This is a genomic window from Micromonospora sp. CNZ297 (assembly GCF_007827625.1).
On record NZ_VISU01000005.1, the window covers coordinates 69,695 to 87,519 of the forward strand.

The 17,825-nt window shown below is 73.9% G+C and carries 16 protein-coding genes; 5 read left to right on the forward strand and 11 right to left on the reverse strand.

Annotation, left to right across the window (positions count from 1 at the left end; translation table 11 throughout):
• The first annotated feature begins 29 nt into the window (after positions 1-29).
• Positions 30-458: a DUF3151 domain-containing protein gene (locus tag FB454_RS11300; RefSeq protein WP_013283396.1), complete on the forward strand. Its 429-nt coding sequence runs from the start codon at positions 30-32 to the stop codon at positions 456-458.
• Between the two features lie 51 nt (positions 459-509).
• Here the strand turns inward: FB454_RS11300 and FB454_RS11305 are convergent, their stop codons facing one another.
• Both FB454_RS11305 and FB454_RS11310 read right to left on the reverse strand, forming a co-directional pair.
• Positions 510-2,474, reverse strand: coding sequence for a MinD/ParA family ATP-binding protein (locus FB454_RS11305; protein ID WP_145822915.1), 1,965 nt, complete (start codon positions 2,472-2,474; stop codon positions 510-512).
• Positions 2,475-2,548: 74 nt separating this feature from the next.
• Positions 2,549-3,547 (reverse strand): diacylglycerol kinase family protein, encoded by a 999-nt coding sequence (locus FB454_RS11310; RefSeq protein WP_013283398.1) that lies wholly within the window; start codon positions 3,545-3,547, stop codon positions 2,549-2,551.
• Between the two features lie 121 nt (positions 3,548-3,668).
• Between FB454_RS11310 and FB454_RS11315 the strand changes: the two genes are divergently transcribed.
• The 3 genes from FB454_RS11315 (at position 3,669) to purD (ending at position 7,456) form a co-directional block, all read left to right on the forward strand.
• Complete coding sequence (locus FB454_RS11315; RefSeq protein WP_013473426.1) at positions 3,669-4,958, forward strand: adenylosuccinate synthase; 1,290 nt, start codon at positions 3,669-3,671, stop codon at positions 4,956-4,958.
• A 236-nt stretch (positions 4,959-5,194) separates the two neighbouring features.
• Positions 5,195-6,118 (forward strand): type IV toxin-antitoxin system AbiEi family antitoxin domain-containing protein, encoded by a 924-nt coding sequence (locus FB454_RS11320; protein ID WP_145822916.1) that lies wholly within the window; start codon positions 5,195-5,197, stop codon positions 6,116-6,118.
• Positions 6,119-6,208: 90 nt separating this feature from the next.
• Positions 6,209-7,456 carry a phosphoribosylamine--glycine ligase gene (gene purD / locus FB454_RS11325; protein WP_145822917.1) on the forward strand — a complete coding sequence of 416 codons (1,248 nt, stop codon included), beginning with the start codon at positions 6,209-6,211 and terminating at the stop codon, positions 7,454-7,456.
• On the opposite strand, the gene FB454_RS11330 is transcribed toward purD, so the two are convergent.
• The 4 genes from FB454_RS11330 to FB454_RS11345 form a co-directional block, all read right to left on the reverse strand.
• Positions 7,440-8,942 carry a N,N-dimethylformamidase beta subunit family domain-containing protein gene (locus FB454_RS11330; protein WP_145822918.1) on the reverse strand — a complete coding sequence of 501 codons (1,503 nt, stop codon included), beginning with the start codon at positions 8,940-8,942 and terminating at the stop codon, positions 7,440-7,442. The two genes, purD and FB454_RS11330, sit on opposite strands and share 17 nt — an antisense overlap.
• Before the next feature lie 77 nt (positions 8,943-9,019).
• Positions 9,020-10,585 carry an AMP-binding protein gene (locus FB454_RS11335; RefSeq protein ID WP_145822919.1) on the reverse strand — a complete coding sequence of 522 codons (1,566 nt, stop codon included), beginning with the start codon at positions 10,583-10,585 and terminating at the stop codon, positions 9,020-9,022.
• A 167-nt stretch (positions 10,586-10,752) separates the two neighbouring features.
• Entirely contained in the window at positions 10,753-11,967 is a 1,215-nt protein-coding gene (locus FB454_RS11340) for an acyl-CoA dehydrogenase family protein (RefSeq protein ID WP_013283404.1), read from the reverse strand.
• 1 nt (position 11,968) lies between these two features.
• Positions 11,969-12,421 carry an SCP2 sterol-binding domain-containing protein gene (locus FB454_RS11345; protein WP_013283405.1) on the reverse strand — a complete coding sequence of 151 codons (453 nt, stop codon included), beginning with the start codon at positions 12,419-12,421 and terminating at the stop codon, positions 11,969-11,971.
• 78 nt (positions 12,422-12,499) lie between these two features.
• On the opposite strand from FB454_RS11345, the gene FB454_RS11350 reads away from it, so the two are divergent.
• Entirely contained in the window at positions 12,500-13,141 is a 642-nt protein-coding gene (locus tag FB454_RS11350) for a TetR/AcrR family transcriptional regulator (protein WP_030273380.1), read from the forward strand.
• A 45-nt stretch (positions 13,142-13,186) separates the two neighbouring features.
• Here the strand turns inward: FB454_RS11350 and FB454_RS11355 are convergent, their stop codons facing one another.
• Genes FB454_RS11355 through FB454_RS11375 form a run of 5 tightly spaced genes read right to left on the reverse strand, consistent with a single transcriptional unit; the run spans position 13,187 to position 17,799 of the window.
• Positions 13,187-13,810: a DedA family protein gene (locus FB454_RS11355; protein WP_013473430.1), complete on the reverse strand. Its 624-nt coding sequence runs from the start codon at positions 13,808-13,810 to the stop codon at positions 13,187-13,189.
• A gap of 24 nt (positions 13,811-13,834) precedes the next feature.
• Positions 13,835-15,094: an adenylosuccinate synthetase gene (locus FB454_RS11360; RefSeq protein WP_145822920.1), complete on the reverse strand. Its 1,260-nt coding sequence runs from the start codon at positions 15,092-15,094 to the stop codon at positions 13,835-13,837.
• Positions 15,091-16,050: a hypothetical protein gene (locus FB454_RS11365; protein ID WP_013283409.1), complete on the reverse strand. Its 960-nt coding sequence runs from the start codon at positions 16,048-16,050 to the stop codon at positions 15,091-15,093. The genes FB454_RS11360 and FB454_RS11365 overlap by 4 nt, the downstream gene beginning before the upstream one ends.
• Before the next feature lie 10 nt (positions 16,051-16,060).
• Positions 16,061-17,044: a BUD32 family EKC/KEOPS complex subunit gene (locus FB454_RS11370; protein WP_145822921.1), complete on the reverse strand. Its 984-nt coding sequence runs from the start codon at positions 17,042-17,044 to the stop codon at positions 16,061-16,063.
• Complete coding sequence (locus FB454_RS11375; RefSeq protein ID WP_013283411.1) at positions 17,041-17,799, reverse strand: NUDIX hydrolase; 759 nt, start codon at positions 17,797-17,799, stop codon at positions 17,041-17,043. The genes FB454_RS11370 and FB454_RS11375 overlap by 4 nt, the downstream gene beginning before the upstream one ends.
• Positions 17,800-17,825: the final 26 nt, after the last annotated feature.

Consider the following 17,825-nt stretch of genomic DNA (forward strand, 5'->3'; position numbering starts at 1 on the left):
CCCGAGGGCGAAGCGGGTTGAATGGGGCGATGCAGAACCTGTTGCCTGAGCCACCGGCCACCCTGCTCCCGGTCCACGAGGAGGCCGACGCCGCGCTGGCGGCGGCGGCCGAGCAGGGCACCGACGAGGCGTACGCCGAGGTCGCGGCCCGATTCCCGACCTACAGTGCGGCCTGGGCCGCGCTGGCCGGCCGCGCGCTCACCGCGGGTCAGGTCGTCACGGCGTACGCGTACGCCCGCACCGGCTACCACCGGGGCCTGGACCAGCTGCGCCGCAGCGGCTGGAAGGGCCACGGTCCGGTGCCCTGGTCGCACAAGCCCAACCGCGGCTTCCTCCGCTGCCTCTACGTGCTGTCCCGCGCGGCGGGGGAGATCGGCGAGGCGGACGAGGCGGCCCGGTGCGCCCAGTTCCTCCGCGACTGCGACCCGGCCGCCGGAGACGCGCTCTCCGGCGACTGACCACTGCCGCGACGGCCGGTCCCGACCCGGGCGCCGGCCGTCGCGCCCGTCCTACAGCCCTTCCGCCACCGACGCGGCGATCTTCAGCCAGGCGTCCCGGGTGGCGGAGGAGAGCTGCCCGTACCGCAGCGGCTCGCCGGTGTCGATGAGCCGCTCGTACGGCGCCAGCAGCACCGCCCGGGTCCGCGCCGCGAAGTGGGCCTGGATCGCGGGCAGGTCGATCTCCTTGCGCGACGGCGGCATCGAGACCACGGTGACCGCCTGCCGGACCAGCCGCTGCCGGCCGCTCTGCTCCAGGTGGTCGAGCATCCGTGCGGCGGTCTCGGCCGAGTCGTTCCGGGCCGACATGGTCACCACGAGCTGGTCGGTGGCGTCCATCGCGGCCTGCCAGTTCTGCGCCCGGACGTTGTTCCCGGTGTCTACGAAGATCAGCTTGTAGAACCGGCTGACCACCTCACGGATCTCCGCGAACGCGGCGGCGGTGAGCATCTCGCCGCCGGTCGCGGACTCGTCCGAGGCCAGCACGTCGAACATGCCTTCGCCCTGCGAGCGGACGTACTGCGACAGGTCGCCCACCCGGCCGTGCGGGCCCTGGAACTGGGCCAGGTCGCGCAGCATGTCCCGCACCGTACGGGCGTGGAAGTCCTGCTGCGCCCGCATGCCGAGGGTGCCCTGGGTCTCGTTGTTGTCCCAGGCCAGCACGTATCCGCCGCGCTTCTGGCCGAACGTCATGGCGAGCAGCAGGATCGCCACCGTCTTGCCGGCGCCGCCCTTCGGGTTGACCACCGTCACTTGGCGCAGGCCGCCGAAGTTGCGGCGGACCATCTCGATGTCGCGCTTCATCTCCTGCTCGTGCCGCCCGGGCGCGAGCCGGACCAGCCCGATCTTGTTGACCACCGCGCGTACGCCCATGGTGGCCACCGGGTCGACCGGCCGGGCCTGGCGGCGGCGGGCGAAGTCCTCGGCGGTCGGGGGCACCGCCTGCTGCGGCGTCCAGCCCTGCTCCGGGTGGGGTGCTCCGGGCTGAGGTGGTGGCGGCACCACCGGGCCGGACACCGGCGCCTGCGGAGGCAGCGGGCCGCCCGGCTGCGGCACGCCGGTCTGGGGCGTCCAGCCGGGCGGCGGGTACCAGCCGGGCTGACCGGGCTGATACCCGGGCGACGGGTAGCCGTTGCCGTACGGGGACGGCTGCGCCGGTACGCCCGGCGACGGCGGGAACGGCCCGAGTCGGGGCGCCTGCTCGGGTGCGCCCGTCCCTGCCGGTCCCGTACCGGATTCCGGCGACGGCTGCGTCCCGGCGACGGTGGCCCGGCCGGACACCGTGCCGTCCTCGGGGAGGGCGTCAGACGGCGGGGGCGGTGCCACGGTGGCCCGGCCGGACGCGGTGCCGTCGGTGGAGAGTGCCTCGGGCGGGGGCGGTGCCACGGTGGCGCGGCCGGACGCGATGCCGTCGGCCTCCACCGCCTCGGACGGCGACGCCGTGGCGTCGGCGGGGTCCGGCGTGGTGGCGGAGTCCGACCCGGCCCGCTGTGGCGGCTGTGCCCACGGCGAGCCGGGCCGTCCGTTCCCGGCGCCCTCGCCGGTGGTACCCGGGCCGGTCGTCCCGGTGGCGGGCGTGGTCGCCGGGACGGGTGCCGCCGGCGTACCGGGCGCCGCCGGTGAGCCGGATGTCGCCGGCGAGCCGGGCGCCGCCGGTGAGCCGGATGCCGCCGGTTCCGGCTGGGCCGGTGACGGGGCGGAGGTCGCCCGGTCGAGCGTGAACGGCAGGTCCAGGTCGACAGCGGGTGCCTGGGGCGCCGGGACGTCCGCCGCCACCGGTGCCTGGGGCGCCGGGACGTCCGCGGCCACCGGCGTGGGAGCGTCGGCGGGCGGGAGCGGCCAGGGCACCGACGCCCACGGCGGGATCGTGGCCGCCGCCGCGTCGGTCTCCTCCGGCGGCCACAGCGGCTCGACGTCCCGCTGCGGCACCTGCGGTCGGCCCGGTACGTGGGCCCGGTCGTCGTTCTCGTGCACCACGGTTCCTCCCCATTCCTTCCGCCGAGGATAGGCGGTCCGGCCAGCGCCGCGAGCCGGGTGGGGATCGACCGAGGTCAGCCCGTCCAGACCGCCCAGGCGCCCGGCTCGGTCCACCAGGAGCGCTTGCGGCTCAGCTCGCCCTCGACGCCGTCGTCGAGGAAGGGCACCTTCTCGTCGCGGGGCACCACCGCCACCGCACGTCCCCGCGCCCGGCGTACCTCCAGCCGGACCTTCTTCCGGCCCAACGCCGACCGGGTCACCACTGGTACGGCGACGCCCACCGTCACCCGCCCGTCGGCCGGATCCGGGCCGCCCAGCAGGTCCACCTCGCCCAGGCGCGCGTACCCGCCCGCGTTGCCGATCGCGCACGCGGTGATCGGCTCCGAACCGTCGCTCAGCACCGTGCCGTCGACCTCGACCCGGGCCCGCCAGTGCAGCGGGCGGCCCGCGTCGTCGGCGGCGCCGAGCAGCGCGCCGTCCAGCGTCACCGAGCCGCCGTCGTTGCGCAGCAGGTCAAGCCGCCGGGCGGTGCCGTCCAGCACCGCGGCGGCCACACCCGCCGGATCCCGGGGCAGCCCGAGCTGCGCGGCCAGGTCCCGCGCCGTCCCGGACCGGGCCGGATCGAGCGGGAGTACGCCCACAGGCGGGAGGTCGGGCACCGTACGGTTGGCGGCCAGGTCCGCGGGGCGGCGACTCGGCGGCGGAGCGTACCGCCGGACCAGCCGGCGCAGGACGGCGCGCAACTGACCGTCACTGGCCGTGGCGACGATGAGCCGGGTCTTGCCGTCGGAATCCGGCCAGGTGAGGCCGTCGGCGCGCGGCGGGCCGTCGAGGCGGGCCAGCACCTCGTCGATCTCGGAGTCCGACCGGGCGGTCACGGTGGTCACCCGGGCACCCCGGGCGGTCAGCTCGTCCGCACAGGCCAGCACCGGTACGCGCGGCGTCTCGCAGCGCTCCTCGCCGCTCTCGGCGGCGGTGTCGTCCGCGCCGCCGCAGCAGGCGCCGCCGCTGCCGCAGCCACCACCGGGAGCGTCCCGCTCCGAGCCGAGGGTGAGCAGCACCACGTCGTACACGAAGGAGCCTCCTGCTTCTCGACCAACCCCTGCTGGTCCCGCCGTCACTACTTGTTAGCCTGACACCCCGGGCTCGCTGACCGGTCGCCACCTGGCACCCGAGCCTTCTGGAGGCGAGAAGATGCCAGCGATCGTGCTGCTCGGCGCCCAGTGGGGCGACGAGGGCAAGGGCAAGGTTACCGACCTGCTGGGTGAGCGGGTCGACTACGTCGTGCGCTACTCCGGCGGCAACAACGCAGGCCACACGGTGATCACGCCGGACGGCCAGAAGTATGCGCTGCACCTCATGCCGTCCGGGGCGCTGTCACCGAGCGCGATGATCGTGATCGGCAACGGCGTGGTGGTCGACCCGAAGGTGCTGCTCCAGGAGATCGACGGGCTCGCCGAGCGCGGCGTGGACGTGTCCCGCCTGCGTATCTCCGGCGACGCGCACCTGATCATGCCGCACCACCGCGCGCTGGACCGGGTGGTCGAGCGCTACCTGGGCAGCTCCCGTATCGGCACCACCGGCCGGGGCATCGGTCCCGCGTACGGCGACAAGGTCGCCCGGATGGGCATCCGGCTCCAGGACCTGCTCGACCCGGGCATCCTGCGCAAGAAGCTGGAGCTGGCGCTCCGCGAGAAGAACCAGCTGCTGTTCAAGGTCTACAACCGCAAGGCGATCGACGTCGAGGAGACCGTCGAGGAGTACCTCCAGTACGCCGAGCGGCTGCGCCCGTACATCGCCGAGACCCGGGTCATGCTCTGGGACGCGCTCGACCGCGGCGAGACCGTGCTGCTGGAGGGCGCCCAGGCCACCATGCTCGACATGGACCACGGCACCTACCCGTTCGTCACCTCGTCGAACCCGACGGCCGGCGGGGCGTGCGTGGGCGCGGGCATCCCGCCGACCGCGATCACCAAGGTCATCGCGGTGAGCAAGGCGTACACGACGCGGGTGGGCTCGGGCCCGTTCCCGACCGAGCTGTTCGACGACAACGGGCAGCACCTGCGCAAGGTCGGCCACGAGTACGGCACCACCACCGGCCGGGAGCGCCGCTGCGGCTGGTTCGACGCCGTGGTGGCCCGGTACGCGTGCCGCCTCAACGGCGTCACCGACCTGGTGGTCACCAAGCTGGACGTGCTGACCGGCCTGGCCAAGGTGCCGATCTGCGTCGGGTACGAGATCAACGGCGAGCGCTTCGACGACATGCCGATGACGCAGACCGACTTCCACCACGCCACGCCGATCTACGAAGAGCTCGACGGCTGGTGGGAGGACATCACGAAGGCGCGGACCGAGGACGAGCTCCCGGAGAACGCCCGCCGCTACATCGCCCGTATCGAGGAGCTGACCGGCACCCGGGTGAGCGTGGTGGGCGTGGGTCCAGGCCGAGAGGAAAACGTCCTCCGCCACCCCCTCCTCCCCTAACCCCGCCCCCGCGCCGGACCCCCGGCCCCCGCCCTCCGGCTCGCACTCCGGTGATCAAGGAGTTTGTGTCCAGTTCGGCGTCGGATCCGGACACAAACTCCTTGATCACCGGGGCGGGCGCCGGGGCGGGTGAAGGCGGGCACGGGGTGGAGGCGGGGCGGGCTGTGGGAGGCGGTTTTCCACAGGGTTGTCCACAGGGGTGTCGGCTGTGGGGTGGCGCGGGGGAGCCTGCGCGTGTGGGTGAATTCGGCGAACTGACGCGGCTGGCCGCGACGCAGGGCGGGTTCGTGACGGCGGGGCAGGCGTTGCGCCTGGGCCTCGGCCGGGAGCAGATCCGGTACCTCGTCCGGTCCGGGCGATGGACCCGGGTCTCGCGCGGCTGCTACCTGCCGTCTCCCGCCGTGCTGACGCATGTGGCACTACGACGTGCCATGATCCGCGCCACGGTCGCCAGCCTCGGGCGGGGCGCGGTCGCCGTGTTGGGTACCGCCGCCGAGCTGCACGGCATCGCCGGTCTCCCGCCGACGGCGGCGATCCACGTCTCGGTGCCGCCGGATCGGCCGCACGTGCAGCGCCGGGCGGAGCCGGGCCTGACGGTGCACCAGTTGACGCTCGCCGAAGCGGACGTGTGCCGGGCCGGCGGCGTACCGGTCACCACACCGGCGCGCACCGTCGCCGATGTGTTGCTGCGGGCGCGGCGCTATCCGGCGGTGTGCGTCCTCGACTCCGCGCTCAATCAGCGGATCCTGGCCGAGAACGACCTGTCCCTGGTGCTCACGCACCTCACCGGACGCCGTGGCGCGGTCGCCGCTCGGGGATACCTGGCCGAGGCGGACGGCCGGGCACAGTCACCGCTGGAGACCCGCGCCAGGCTCCGGTGCGTCGACGGTGGCGTGCCGCCGGACGTCCTGCAACTGCCGGTGCGGGACGAGGACGGTTACCTGCTCGGCGTCGGGGACCTGGCATGGCGCGGGGCGCGTCTGATCGCGGAGGCGGACGGCCGAGGCCCGCACCTGACGCCGCAGGCCGTCTACGCGGACCGGTTCCGACAGAACCGCCTGGTCAACGCCGGCTGGCGGATCCTCCGCTTCACCTGGTCCGACACCCTGCGCCCCGACTACATCCCCCAGACGGTCAAGCGCGCCCTGAAGCGCCGGTGATCAAGGAGTTTGCGGACCCGCACCGCTCAATCTGAGACGCAAACTCCTTGATCGACGGGGCGGGGTGGGGTGGTCAGTAGGATGCCGGTCGTGCGCGTACTTCTTGTGGGTGGTGGTGGGCGGGAGCACGCTCTCGCGCTCGGACTCGCCGGTGACCCGGCTGTCGAGGCGCTCGTCGCGGCTCCGGGGAATCCGGGGATCGCTGCGGTGGCCGAACTTCGGGAGGTGACACCCACCGACCCGGCAGCAGTGGCGGCCCTCGCCGTCGAGGTCGCTGCCGACCTGGTGGTCATCGGGCCGGAGGCGCCGCTGGTGGCGGGCGTCGCCGACGCGGTACGCGCCAAGGGCATCGCGGTGTTCGGCCCGAGCGCGGAGGCGGCCCGGCTGGAGGGCTCGAAGACGTTCGCGAAGGACGTGATGACCGCCGCGGCGGTGCCGACCGCTCGTGCGTACACCTGCGAGGACGCGGCGGCGGTGGGGCGCGCGCTGGACGAGTTCGGCGCGCCGTACGTGGTGAAGGACGACGGGCTCGCCGCCGGCAAGGGTGTGGTGGTCACCGACGACCGGGCGGTCGCCGAGCGGCACGCCGCGGAGTGCGGCCGGGTGGTGATCGAGGAGTACCTGTCCGGTCCCGAGGTCTCCCTGTTCGTGGTCACCGACGGCGAGGCGGCGGTGCCGCTGCTGCCGGCGCAGGACTTCAAGCGGGTCGGCGACGGCGACACCGGGCCGAACACGGGCGGCATGGGCGCGTACGCGCCGCTGCCGTGGGCCCCGCCGAATCTGGTCGACGACGTGATGCGCGACGTGGTGCACCCGACGCTGGCGGAGCTGCGCCGCCGGGGCACCCCGTTCGCCGGCCTGCTCTACGTGGGCCTGGCGATCACCCCGTCCGGCCCGCGGGTGATCGAGTTCAACGCGCGCTTCGGCGACCCGGAGACGCAGGTCGTACTCGCCCTGCTGGAGACGCCGCTGGCCGGGCTGCTGCACGCCGCCGCCACCGGCACGCTGGGCGCGCACCCGCCGCTGCGCTGGCGCGACGGCGCGGCCGTGACGGTCGTGGTGGCGGCCGACGGCTATCCGGCGGGCCCGCGTACCGGTGACGTGATCACCGGCGCGGACCGCGCCGGGATCATCCACGCCGGCACCCGCCGGGACGCCGACGGCACGTTGCGCTCCGCGGGGGGCCGGGTCATCTGCGGTACGGCGACCGGGCCGGACCTGGCCGCCGCGCGCGACGCCGCCTACGCTCTGGTACGCGACGTCGAGCTGGCCGGTTCCCACCACCGCACCGACATCGCGGCGGCGGCCGTGGACGGCCGGGTCACGATTCCGGGCTGACCGGCCCGGGGCGCCGGCCGGCCATCCGGTTGAGCACGTTCGCCGTGGCCCGCTCGATGCGCGGGTCGCGGTGCCCCTGCCGGTCCAGTGCCAGGGTCCAGCCGAGCGTGCCGCTGGCGAAGACGACAGCTCCGCGTGCCGTCTCGTGGACGTAGCTGCTCTGGAGCCGTCGGCCGCCCTGCTGGGCCGGGTACGGCGAGGAGCTGAGCGTGGTCCCGGCGGGCCGCGGGAGGGCCGCGTGCAGCCCGTCCGCCTCGCCCGCGACCACGCCCGGGATGCGGTCGCCGTCGGCCACGCCGGTGCCGGCCCACACCCAGTTGTCTGCGGCGCGCACCACGAGCGGCTGCGGGGTCAGCACGATGCCGTTGTACTGCACGCCGAGCAGCGCCTGTTCCGGCCGGTCGAGGTTGCGCCAGGTCACGGTCGGGTCGCCGGTGCCCGCGCCCGGGTCGGGAAGCGTCTTGGCGCACTCGACGAGCCGTTCGGGGCGGCCGTCGGCGGCGGCGCGTACGCGGGCGTGCCAGTAGACGCTGTTCGCGCCGAGGAACGCGAGGCTGGTGCCCCCGTCCAGGCCGACCTCGGTGGCGCGGCGCATCTCGGCCGACCAGTACTCGTCGTGCCCGCAGAACACCAGACCCCGGTACCGGGCCGGGTCGAGGCGCCCGGAGTGCAGGTCGAAGCTGGTGGCGTAGCTGACGTCGTAGAGGTTGCGTTCCAGCCACCGGATCGCGGCCTCGTCGCGGTCGAAGTGGGTGGGCAGGCCGGCGCCGGAGTACGGGCGGTCGAACGAGACTGCGCGTGCCCGCAGCGCCGGGTCGCGCCGCCCGTCGGCCCGGTAGCCGTTGTAGAGGCTCTTGCCGGTCCGCCGGTCGCGCGGCCACTGGTTGTACGCCTGCCAGGTGGTCACCGGCAGCACCACGCAGAGCGCGGCCGGGCGCCGGTCGTCGCGTACCACGAACGGCGTGCAGGCCCGCCAGCCGTCGGCCGAGGTGAAGACCGCCTGGTAGAGGCCGGAGGTCCAGCCGTGCGGGACGGACAGGCGCCAGGACACCGGCCACCGGCAGTCGAGCACACCGGTGTCCGGGTCGGCCACCGGCACCGGCTGCGGTACGCCGCGCAGTTCGGGGCTGGTCAGCATCGTGCGGGCGCCCGCGCCGTCGTACCAGCCGAGGCGGTGCACGCTGATCCGGAACCGGCCGCCCGGGTTGACCGCGACGTGGAAGTCGATCTCCTCGCCGGGGGCGACGCTCGTCGTCGAGGCGTACCCCTGGATCTGGCGCCGCCGGTCGTCGGCGGCCCGGCCGCCGTGCTCGGGCCACCACGGCTCACCGGCGGCGCGGTTCTCCCGCTCGACGGGCGGGACCGGCCACCGGGTGGGTGAGTCGTCGGGCCGGCCGCCGAGGACCGGGTCGAACGGGCCGAGCGCGGCGGCGGACGCGCCGCCGACGAGGAGGCCGAGTGCGGTACGCCGCCGAAGCCTGTCCATTGTGGTGCTCCCCGTTTCCCCGTTCGATCGGGGGAGACCGTAGCACCGGAAGACGGCAGCCGTGTGACCGATGTGGATCAGTCGAAGTAGCGGCGCAGTTCCCGGCTGAGCACCTTGCCGGTGGCGTTGCGCGGCAGGTACTTGACGAACACCACGTCGCGGGGCACGGAGAAGCGGGCCAGGTAGCGCCGGACGTACTCGCGGACCGCCTCCGGGTCGAGCGTCTCGCCGGTGCGCAGCGCCAGGAACGCGGCCAGTCGCTGGCCGTAGTCGGGGTCCGGTACGCCGATCACGGCGACCTCGCGGACCTGCGGCAACCGGGCGATCAGATCCTCCACCTCGGACGGGAAGACGTTCTCGCCGCCAGAGACGATCATGTCGTCGGCCCGGCCGTCGACGAAGAGCAGGCCGTCGGCGTTCAGCCGGCCCAGGTCGCCGGTGTCGAGCAGGCCGTCGCGGCTCTCCCGCCCGGCGCCCGAGGTGTAGCCCTCGAACAGCATCTCGTTGCCCACGAAGATCCGTCCGACCTCGCCGTCGCGGACCGGCCGGCCGGTCTCGTCCAGGATGGCCAGCCGGGTGCCGTGCGGTGGCCGGCCCGCGGTGGTGGGCGCGGCGCGCAGCTCGGCCGGGCCGGCGATGGAGGCCCAGGAGACCTCGGTCGAGCCGTAGAGGTTGTAGAGCACGTCGCCGTACCGGTCCATGAACGCGGTGGCCAGGTTGCCGGGCAGTGCCGATCCGCTGACCGCGACCACCTTGAGCGGCGGCCGGGGCTGCGGCGGCGCGACCTCCATCAGCCGTTGCAGCATCACCGGTACGGCGAACATCGCGTCGCACGGTTGAGCGGCGAGCGCGGCGAGCGTGGCGGCCGGGTCGAAGCGCCGGTGCAGTACGACTGTGGCGCGCAGCGCGAACGACACCTGAAGTGCGGCGTACCCCCAGGTGTGGAAGATCGGCGCGGCGATCATCACGGTGTCCCGCGCGTGCAGCGGGATGCGGTCGATGATGGACACCAGCGGGCCGAAGCCGTACGGGGTGGGCCGGCGGGCGCCCTTGGGCGCGCCGGTGGTGCCGGAGGTCAGCACGATGGTGCGGCCGTCGCGCTCCGGCGGCTGGAGCTTCTCGCCGGGCACGGCGGCGGCGATCAGCTCCTCCTGCCGCCGCTCGTCGACCCGGTGCAGCTCGGCCGGGAGGCCGAGGACGCGCTCGGTGAACTCGCCGTCGTGCACCAGGACGCGCAGGCCCTGTTCCTCGGCCACAGTCACCAGTTGAGCGGCGGACAGCCCGGTGTTGACCAGGACGGCGTCCGCGCCGAGCAGCATCGCTGCCACTATCGCCTCGATCAGGCCGTGGTGGTTGCGGCAGAGCACACCGACCCGGTCGCCGGTCTGCACGCCGAGGTGGGAGCGCAGCGACCGGGCCAGCCGCTCGGAGCGGTCGAGCAGTTCCTGGTACGTCATGGTGGCGCCCTGCTCGTCGACCACGGCGACACGGCCGGGGTCGCGGGCGGCGGCCTGGCGCAGCTCCCCGGCGAGGCTCCAGCCCCACCGGCGCAGCGCGTTGAGCTGGGAGACCACGCGGATCGGTCCGCCCGGGGCGAGCAGTCCACGTCGGGTCAGCGTGGCGGCGATGAACGGCAGGTCCACGGCGCAACTCCTTCGCGTTCGTGGTTCGTCGACCAGGCTCCGGACGGTCGGCCGTCCGGTTCGGCATGATCTTGCGCCCGATCGCGGTTCGGGTCGGCCCGGGAGCGGCGACCCGGCCCGTGACGGCGTGCGACGTGGTCACGGGCCGGGCCGCGGCCCGCCGGCGGTCAGCGGATCTGCATCCCGGAGATGGCCCGGGAGATGACCAGCCGCTGGATCTCGGAGGTGCCCTCGAAGATGGTGTAGATCTTGGCGTCGCGGTACCACCGCTCGACCGGGTGGTCGCGCAGGAAGCCGGCGCCGCCGAGGAGCTGGACCGCCTTGTCGGTCACCGAGACGGCCACCTCACCGGCCTTGAGCTTGGACATCGAGCCCTCGCCCGCGGTGAACGGCCGGTTGTTGCGGCCCATCCAGGAGGCGCGCCAGACCAGCAGCCGGGCCGCGTCGATCTCCATCTTCATGTCGGCGAGCGCGAACGCGACCGCCTGGTTGGAGATGATCGGCCGTCCGAACTGGACCCGCTCCTTGGCGTAGTCCAGGGCGTACTCGTAGGCGGCGCGGGCCACGCCGAGCGCCTGCGCGCCGACTGTCGGGCGGGACAGCTCGAACGTCCGCATCGCCGCCTGGCCGGAGGCGCGCTGCCCGGACCGGGCGCGGGCCAGACGCTCGTCGAGCGCGTCCTTGCCGCCGAGCAGGCAGCGGCCTGGCACCCGGACGTCGTCGAGGAAGACGTCCGCGGTGTGCGAGGCGCGCAGCCCCAGCTTGCGCAGCTTGCGGGTGGCGGTCAGACCGGGAGTGCCGGGGGGTACGACGAACGCGGCCTGGCCGCGCGAGCCCAGCTCGGGCTCGATCGAGGCGGTGACCACGTGCACCCCGGCGATGCCGCCGTTGGTGGCGTACGCCTTCTGCCCGTTGAGCACCCACTCGTCGGTGGCCTCGTCGTAGACGGCGCGGGTACGCATCGAGCCGACGTCGGATCCGGCCTCCGGCTCGCTCGTGCAGAACGCGGCCACGGCCGGGGAGTCGACGTCGCCGAAGCACTGCGGCACCCATTCGACGAGCTGCTCGGGGGTGCCGGCGCCGTAGATCGCAGCGACCGCGAGGGAGGTGCCGAAGATGCTCAGGCCGATGCCGGCGTCACCCCAGAAGAGTTCCTCGCTGGCGATCGGCAGGGAGAGGCCGGTGGGGTCGGCCCAGCAGGTGGCGAGGAACTCGAACCCGTACAGGCCGACCTTCGCGGCCTCCTGGATGATCGGCCAGGGAGTCTCCTCCCGGGCGTCCCACTCGGCCGCGGCCGGGCGCACGACCTCGGCGGCGAAGCCGTGCACCCAGTCGCGAAGGTCCCGCTGTTCCTCGTTCAGGTCGAGCGAGAACTCGGCCATGTCAGGCCTTGGGGATGTCGAACAGGTTGGCGATGTTGGCGGCCAGGCCCAGGTCGCCCTTGGCCTTCAGCTTGCCGGTCATGAACATCATCACCGGGTTGGCGCCACCGGAGACGATCTTCAGGAACTCGACCGGGCCCATGGTGAGGCTCAGCTTCGGGTCGCGGGTCGCGGTCTCCGAGACGGTGCAGGTGCCGTTCTCGATGACGATCTCGTAGGTGTCGGTGCCACCGTCCGGACGGCCGGTGATGTTCCAGTGGATGACCGCGTTGGTGGCACCGGCGCGGTCCGCGCGGAACAGCGTGGGCATCCGGTTGAAGACCTCGCTGAGGATCTTGCCGCGCGCCTCGCCGGACATGATCTCGTTGATCTTGGCGTCCGGCGTGGACTTGACCAGCTGCGCGAACTCCTTCGGGCCGACGTTCGCGAAGTTGGCCGGGTCGAAGTCAGTCATGGGGGATTGCACCTCTCGGGCGGGGCCACTTTGGTTACTCTGGCGTAACCTTACGCACGGGTAGGTATGCTCGCAAGGGTGTCCAGCACGCCGACCTTCAAGCGCCTCCCCCGAGCCGTACGCGAGCAGCAGATGCTCGACGCGGCGGTGAAGGTGTTCTCCCGCCGCGGCTTCCACGCCGCCAGCATGGACGAGATCGCCGACGACGCCGGCATCTCCAAGCCGATGGTGTACGCCTACCTCGGCACCAAGGAGGAACTCTTCATCGCCTGCCTGCACCGGGAGAGCACCCGGATGATGGAGGCGATCGCCGGTGCCGCCGCCCCCGACCTGCCCGCCGACGAGCGGCTCTGGCGCGGACTGCGCGCGTTCTTCGGCTTCGTCGGTGCGCACCGGGACGGCTGGGCGGTGCTCTACCGGCAGGCCCGCGGCTCCCAGCCGTTCGCCGCCGAACTCGCCGCCATGCGCGGCCGGCTGGTCGAGGTGGTCGCCGGCATGCTCGACCACGCGTTGCGCGCCTCCGGCCGCGAGGTCGGCGCCACCGACCTGGAGGTGGTCGCGTACGGGCTGGTGGGCGCCAGTGAGTCGCTCGCCGACTGGCTGGCCGACCACCCTGAGGCCGACGCCGGGAAGACAGCGACCCGGATGATGAACGTGGCCTGGCTCGGCGCCGACCAGCTCCTGCGCGGCGTCACCTGGCACCCGCCCGCCGCGGGGTAAGGAAGGGCCCCTTCTTAACGCCTCCGGTAGTGGAAGGGCCCCTTGTTAACAGTCGCGCCGGGCGGCAGCCCGCCGGTGCGCCCGCCGCCGGCCCCAGCGGACGGCCTCGAACAGGCCGGTGACGGCCAGCGAGATGGCCACGCCGGCGAGCAGCCCGGACAGCGGGTTGTGCTCGAACGCCAGGCCGCCGAAGTAGCCGAGCAGCCCGCAGTAGACCCCCCAGGTGGTGCACGCCAGGCCGTCGTACAGCAGGAACGTGCGCGCGGGATAGCGGACCGCGCCCATGGTCAGCGTGACGGCGGTCCGGCCGCCGGGGACGTACCGGGCGGTGGTCAGGATCATCCCGCCGCGTCTGTCGACCGCCCGGCGGGCCCACTCCGAGCTGGCCCGCCGCCTGCTGTCCGCCGGGAAGCGGGCCAGCCGGTGCGCGCCGCCGCCGCGCCCGATCGCGTACGAGATGTGGTCGCCGGCGAGCGCGCCGAACGCGGCGGTCACGATCACCAGCACCAGGTTCGGCTCGCCGCCGGCCGCGAAGACCCCGGCGGTGATCACCACTGTCTCGCCCGGCACCGCCGGGAAGAACGCGTCGACGGCGGTGACCGCGATGATCACCAGGTACACCCACGGCGACGTCACCGTGTGGTGCAGCAGGTCGAGCACGTCCCCCATGCACCCATGCTCGGGGGTGCGGTGTTAAGCAGGGGCCCTTCCCATACAAAAGGCGTTAACAAGGGGCCCTTCCTTCTCCTCGGCCGTCGGCCCGCGCGACGTGAGCACCACCGGCGCGCCCAGCGCCTCCGAGACCGCAGCCGGCCAGTCGGCAGGCGACTCGTCCAGCACCGGCCGAGCCCGCATCAGCCGCTCGGTGAGCGCCGCCTGCCGGTCCAGGTCACCGGCCGGGCCGGGGACGAGCCGGTCCAGGCCCTCGTACCGGCGGCAGATCCGCAGCTCGGGCCGGGCCAGGTCGAGGTGGGTGAGCGCCAACCCGTCCACGCCACCTGCCACCTCCAGCGCGTACCGGTGGGCGACCGCGTCGAAGTGCCCGAACCGGAACCGCCCCTGCCAGGGGTTCGTCCCGTTGTGCCGGTCGCGGAACGGCAGCGCCGCGTCCTCGGTGACCAGCGGTCCGGGACCGTGCCGGGTGGTGGTCGTGCGCAGCACGCCGAGCCGCTGCGCGGTCCCGGCCATGCCCGCCTCGGCGAGCAGCGTCTCGGCGTTGGCGAACGTCGTGGTGCTCCACGTCGTGTACGGGTGGAAGCCGTGCCACTCGTCCAGCAGCACCCCCTGCGCGCCCTCGAACACGCAGGTGCCCTCGCGCAGGGCACCTGCCAGCCAGGTCCGGTCGACGATTGCCACCCGGCGCGCGAAGGCCGCGTACGCGGGCAGGCAGTCGTCCACCGGTGGCGCGTCGAGCGGGCCCAGCTCGGCGGTGAGCCGGTCGCGCAGCGCGGCCAGCCGCCGGCGCAGCACCGCCGGGCGGCGGCAGTCGGCCACCCGGGGTGCCTCGTCGGGGTGGGCGAGGCCGTACGCGACCGCCTCGCCCACCCCGAGCCCGCAGGAGCCGTGCCGGTCGGCTCCCCGGGCGATCTCCCGGGCGCGGTTCGCGGCCCGGTGGTACGGGGTGGCGAGCAGCGCCTCCCCGTCCACAGTCAGACGGTCGAGCGCGTCGGGCACGCCGACCGACGCGAGGTGGTCGGCCTCGGCGGCCAGCGCCAGCGGGTCCACCACCACGTGCCGCGCCAGGTGTGTGCGCACCCCGGGACGGAACGTCCCGGCGCCGAACTGCGCGAACGTGTGGTGCCTCCCGTCGCGCAGGACGACGTTGTGCGCCGCCTGCGCGCCCCCGTTGAACCGGACCACCGTGTGGACCTGCCGGGTGGCGCAGAGCAGGTCCACCACTGTGCCCTTGCCGGCGTCGCCGTAGCCGAGGTCGACCACCGTCACGTGGTTCACAGCCGGGTGACCCCGCTTCCGCCGTCGGCCGGGCTGAACGGCAGCGTCGCCACCGCGCGCCGGCCCGAGCCGACCTGGGCGAGGGCCTTCGAGACGGTCCGGGTGGCCGTCGAGCCGGCCCGGTCCAGGTCGCGCAGCCCGGCGTCGAGGTCGATGGCCTGCTCGCCGAGGCCGACGGTGAGCGCGATCGTCTCGCAGACCGCGTCCAGGTCGTCCAGCTCGACCGCGTTCTGCCCGAGCAGGCCGCGCCAGAAGTCCAGCACCTTGCGGTTGCCCGCGTAGTGGCTGCCGGCGGGCAGCAGGTAGTAGGTGTCCCAGCGCGCGGTCACCTCGTCCACCATCTGCCGGACCGGCATGTCCTCGCCCAGGCCGTCCCCGATCAGCCGGCTCACCTCAGCGGTCTTCACCGCCGGGTACGCCAGCTCGTCGCCGATGATGAACAGGTAGCCGCGCCGGCCACGCTTGTCCCAGCTGTCGGTGGCCGTGTGCCGGGCCATGAAGTAGAGCGCCAGCTCGTACGACTCCATCATCTGGCCGCCTCCGCCGCCCTCCAGCACGATCCGGCCGAGGTCGTCGTCCATCCGGTTGTCGGACTCGAACTGCCCGACCTGCAACGGCACCCGGTCGCAGGTGGCGTCGCCGATCGCGCCGAACATGACCTGCGGGTCCTTCGCGTACCCCTGGCGCAGCAGCAGGCCGAGCAGCTGCGGCAGCTTGCTCTGCAGCACCCGGGGCACGTGGCCCATCGAGCCGGTGACGTCGAACAGCACGGCGATCGGCGTCGACTGGGGGTGCTCGGCGGAGTCGCGGCTCTCCCGCAGCGCGTCGCGCGGGTCGAGCGCGGGGTGCACCTTGCGGGCGCCGCTGTCGCTGTAGGAGAACGCGCTCTTGCCGGTGCGGCGCCGGTAACGGTCGGCGGCGTCGTACACGTCGGTGGACCAGATTCCACTGCCCATGGCAGCCTCCCTACGGGTTGAGGGTGAAGGGTCGGAAGGTGCGCGGCCCGTACAGCCGGTGCAGCACCTCGTCCAGTTCGCGCAGCAGCCGCCAGGCGTCGTCCGGCCGGGTGGCGAGCGCGGTGCCCTGGCAGCCGTCGGCGAAGGCGCGCAGCTCGCGCGGCGCGCGGTCGCCCATCAGCCAGGTCATGCAGCGGGCGGCGAGCGCGATGTCGGTGCCCGGCCCGCACTGCCGCTTCGCGGCGACCTCCGGCGGATACCAGTCCTCGTGGCCGGGCACGAGCGCCGGCACGAGCCCGCCCGGCTCGGCCGAGAAGCACCAGTCGACGAGCACCAGGCCGTGTGCGTCCGGCTCGATCAGCACGTGCCGGGGCAGCACCGCGCCGTGCACGACGCCGGCCCGGTGGGCCAGGCCGAGCGCCACGAGCAGCCGCCGCCACATCCAGGCCGCGTCGCGCGGGTCCAGCCCGTCCGGGTACGCGCGGCGCACGTCGTCCAGGCTTCGCAGTCCGGGTACGGTCATTAGCTCGTTGACCTGCCGTTGCACGCCGGTCGACGGGTCGCGCGCCGGGTAGGAGTCGACGAGCCGGGGCACGTACGCGAGGTGCTTGGCGTCGCCGCGCTCGGCGATCCGCCGCAACGCGCGTGCCTCGCGGGCCATCAGGTCGTTGTCGCTCGGGTGCCGGCACACCTTGGCCAGGTGATAAGAAGGGGCCCCTCCTCTACCGGAGGCGTTAACAGGGGGCCCTTCCTTCCGTTCGTGCAGGGTGGCGACGTCGCCGGTGTACGTGGGGGCGGGAGTACGCCACCGGGTGGTGACTGTGACGAGCGCGTCGGCGGCGGCGGCGCGTACCCCCGGGTCGGCCGCGCCCAGCCGGTCGGGGTGCAGCGCGCCGACCAGCTCGCGGTAGCGGCGGGCCGGCTCCTGCGTGCCGAACAGGTCGGCGTCGGTGCGCGCGGCCGTGACCAGCCGGATCGCCTCCTCGGTCCTCACCGAACCGTCTCCTCCCGGGCGGGGCGCAGCAGCGCCGGGTGCAGCAGCCGGGCGTCTCCGGCGCGGTAGAGCTTGGCCCGGGGGCCGCCGCGCGCGCCGCCGCGTTCGGTGCTGGCGCCGGTGCTCTCCACGAAGCCGGGCACGGAGAGCACCTTGCGGTGGAAGTTGCCGGCGTGCAGCGGGTGGCCCCAGACCGTCTCGTAGACCTCCCGCAGCTCGGTGACTGTGAACTCGGGGGCGAGGAACCGGGTGGCGAGAGGCGTGTACTCCAGCTTGGAGCGGGCGCGCTCCAGACCGTCGTCGATGATCCGGCCGTGGTCGAAGGCGAGCTGCCGGCTGGTCAGCGCGGTGACCGGCAGCCAGATCGCCTCGTCGGCGTCGGTGTCGGCGACCGGGTCGGGCAGGTCGGGGGCGAACGCCAGGTGCGCGACCGAGACCACGCGCATGCGGGGGTCGCGGTCCGGGGCGCCGTAGCTGCCGAGCTGTTCCAGGTGCACCCGGCGCAGCCGCTCACCGCCCAGGCCGGTCTCCTCGGCCAGCTCGCGCCGGGCGCCCGCGGCGAGGTCCTCGTCCGGCTGGACGAAGCCGCCGGGCAGCGCCCAGTGCCCCTCGTAGGGCGGCGCGCCGCGGCGGATCAGCAGCAGGTGCAGCGCGCCCTCGCGGATGGTCAGGGCGACCACGTCGACGGTGACCGCGACCGCCGGGTAGTCCCGGGGGTCGTACCCGGCGAGGAACTCCTGCTCGTTCACGGCCACTCACTCTCTCAGGTTGAGAACAACTC

Excerpts from the sequence above, each read along its gene's own strand:
- FB454_RS11340 (WP_013283404.1), bottom strand. The coding sequence starts at position 11,967 with ATGGCCGAGTTCTCGCTCGACCTGAACGAGGAACAGCGGGACCTTCGC.
- FB454_RS11315 (WP_013473426.1), top strand. The coding sequence starts at position 3,669 with ATGCCAGCGATCGTGCTGCTCGGCGCCCAGTGGGGCGACGAGGGCAAG.
- FB454_RS11330 (WP_145822918.1), bottom strand. The coding sequence starts at position 8,942 with ATGGACAGGCTTCGGCGGCGTACCGCACTCGGCCTCCTCGTCGGCGGC.
- FB454_RS11345 (WP_013283405.1), bottom strand. The coding sequence starts at position 12,421 with ATGACTGACTTCGACCCGGCCAACTTCGCGAACGTCGGCCCGAAGGAG.
- FB454_RS11365 (WP_013283409.1), bottom strand. The coding sequence starts at position 16,050 with ATGGGCAGTGGAATCTGGTCCACCGACGTGTACGACGCCGCCGACCGT.
- FB454_RS11355 (WP_013473430.1), bottom strand. The coding sequence starts at position 13,810 with ATGGGGGACGTGCTCGACCTGCTGCACCACACGGTGACGTCGCCGTGG.
- FB454_RS11300 (WP_013283396.1), top strand. The coding sequence starts at position 30 with ATGCAGAACCTGTTGCCTGAGCCACCGGCCACCCTGCTCCCGGTCCAC.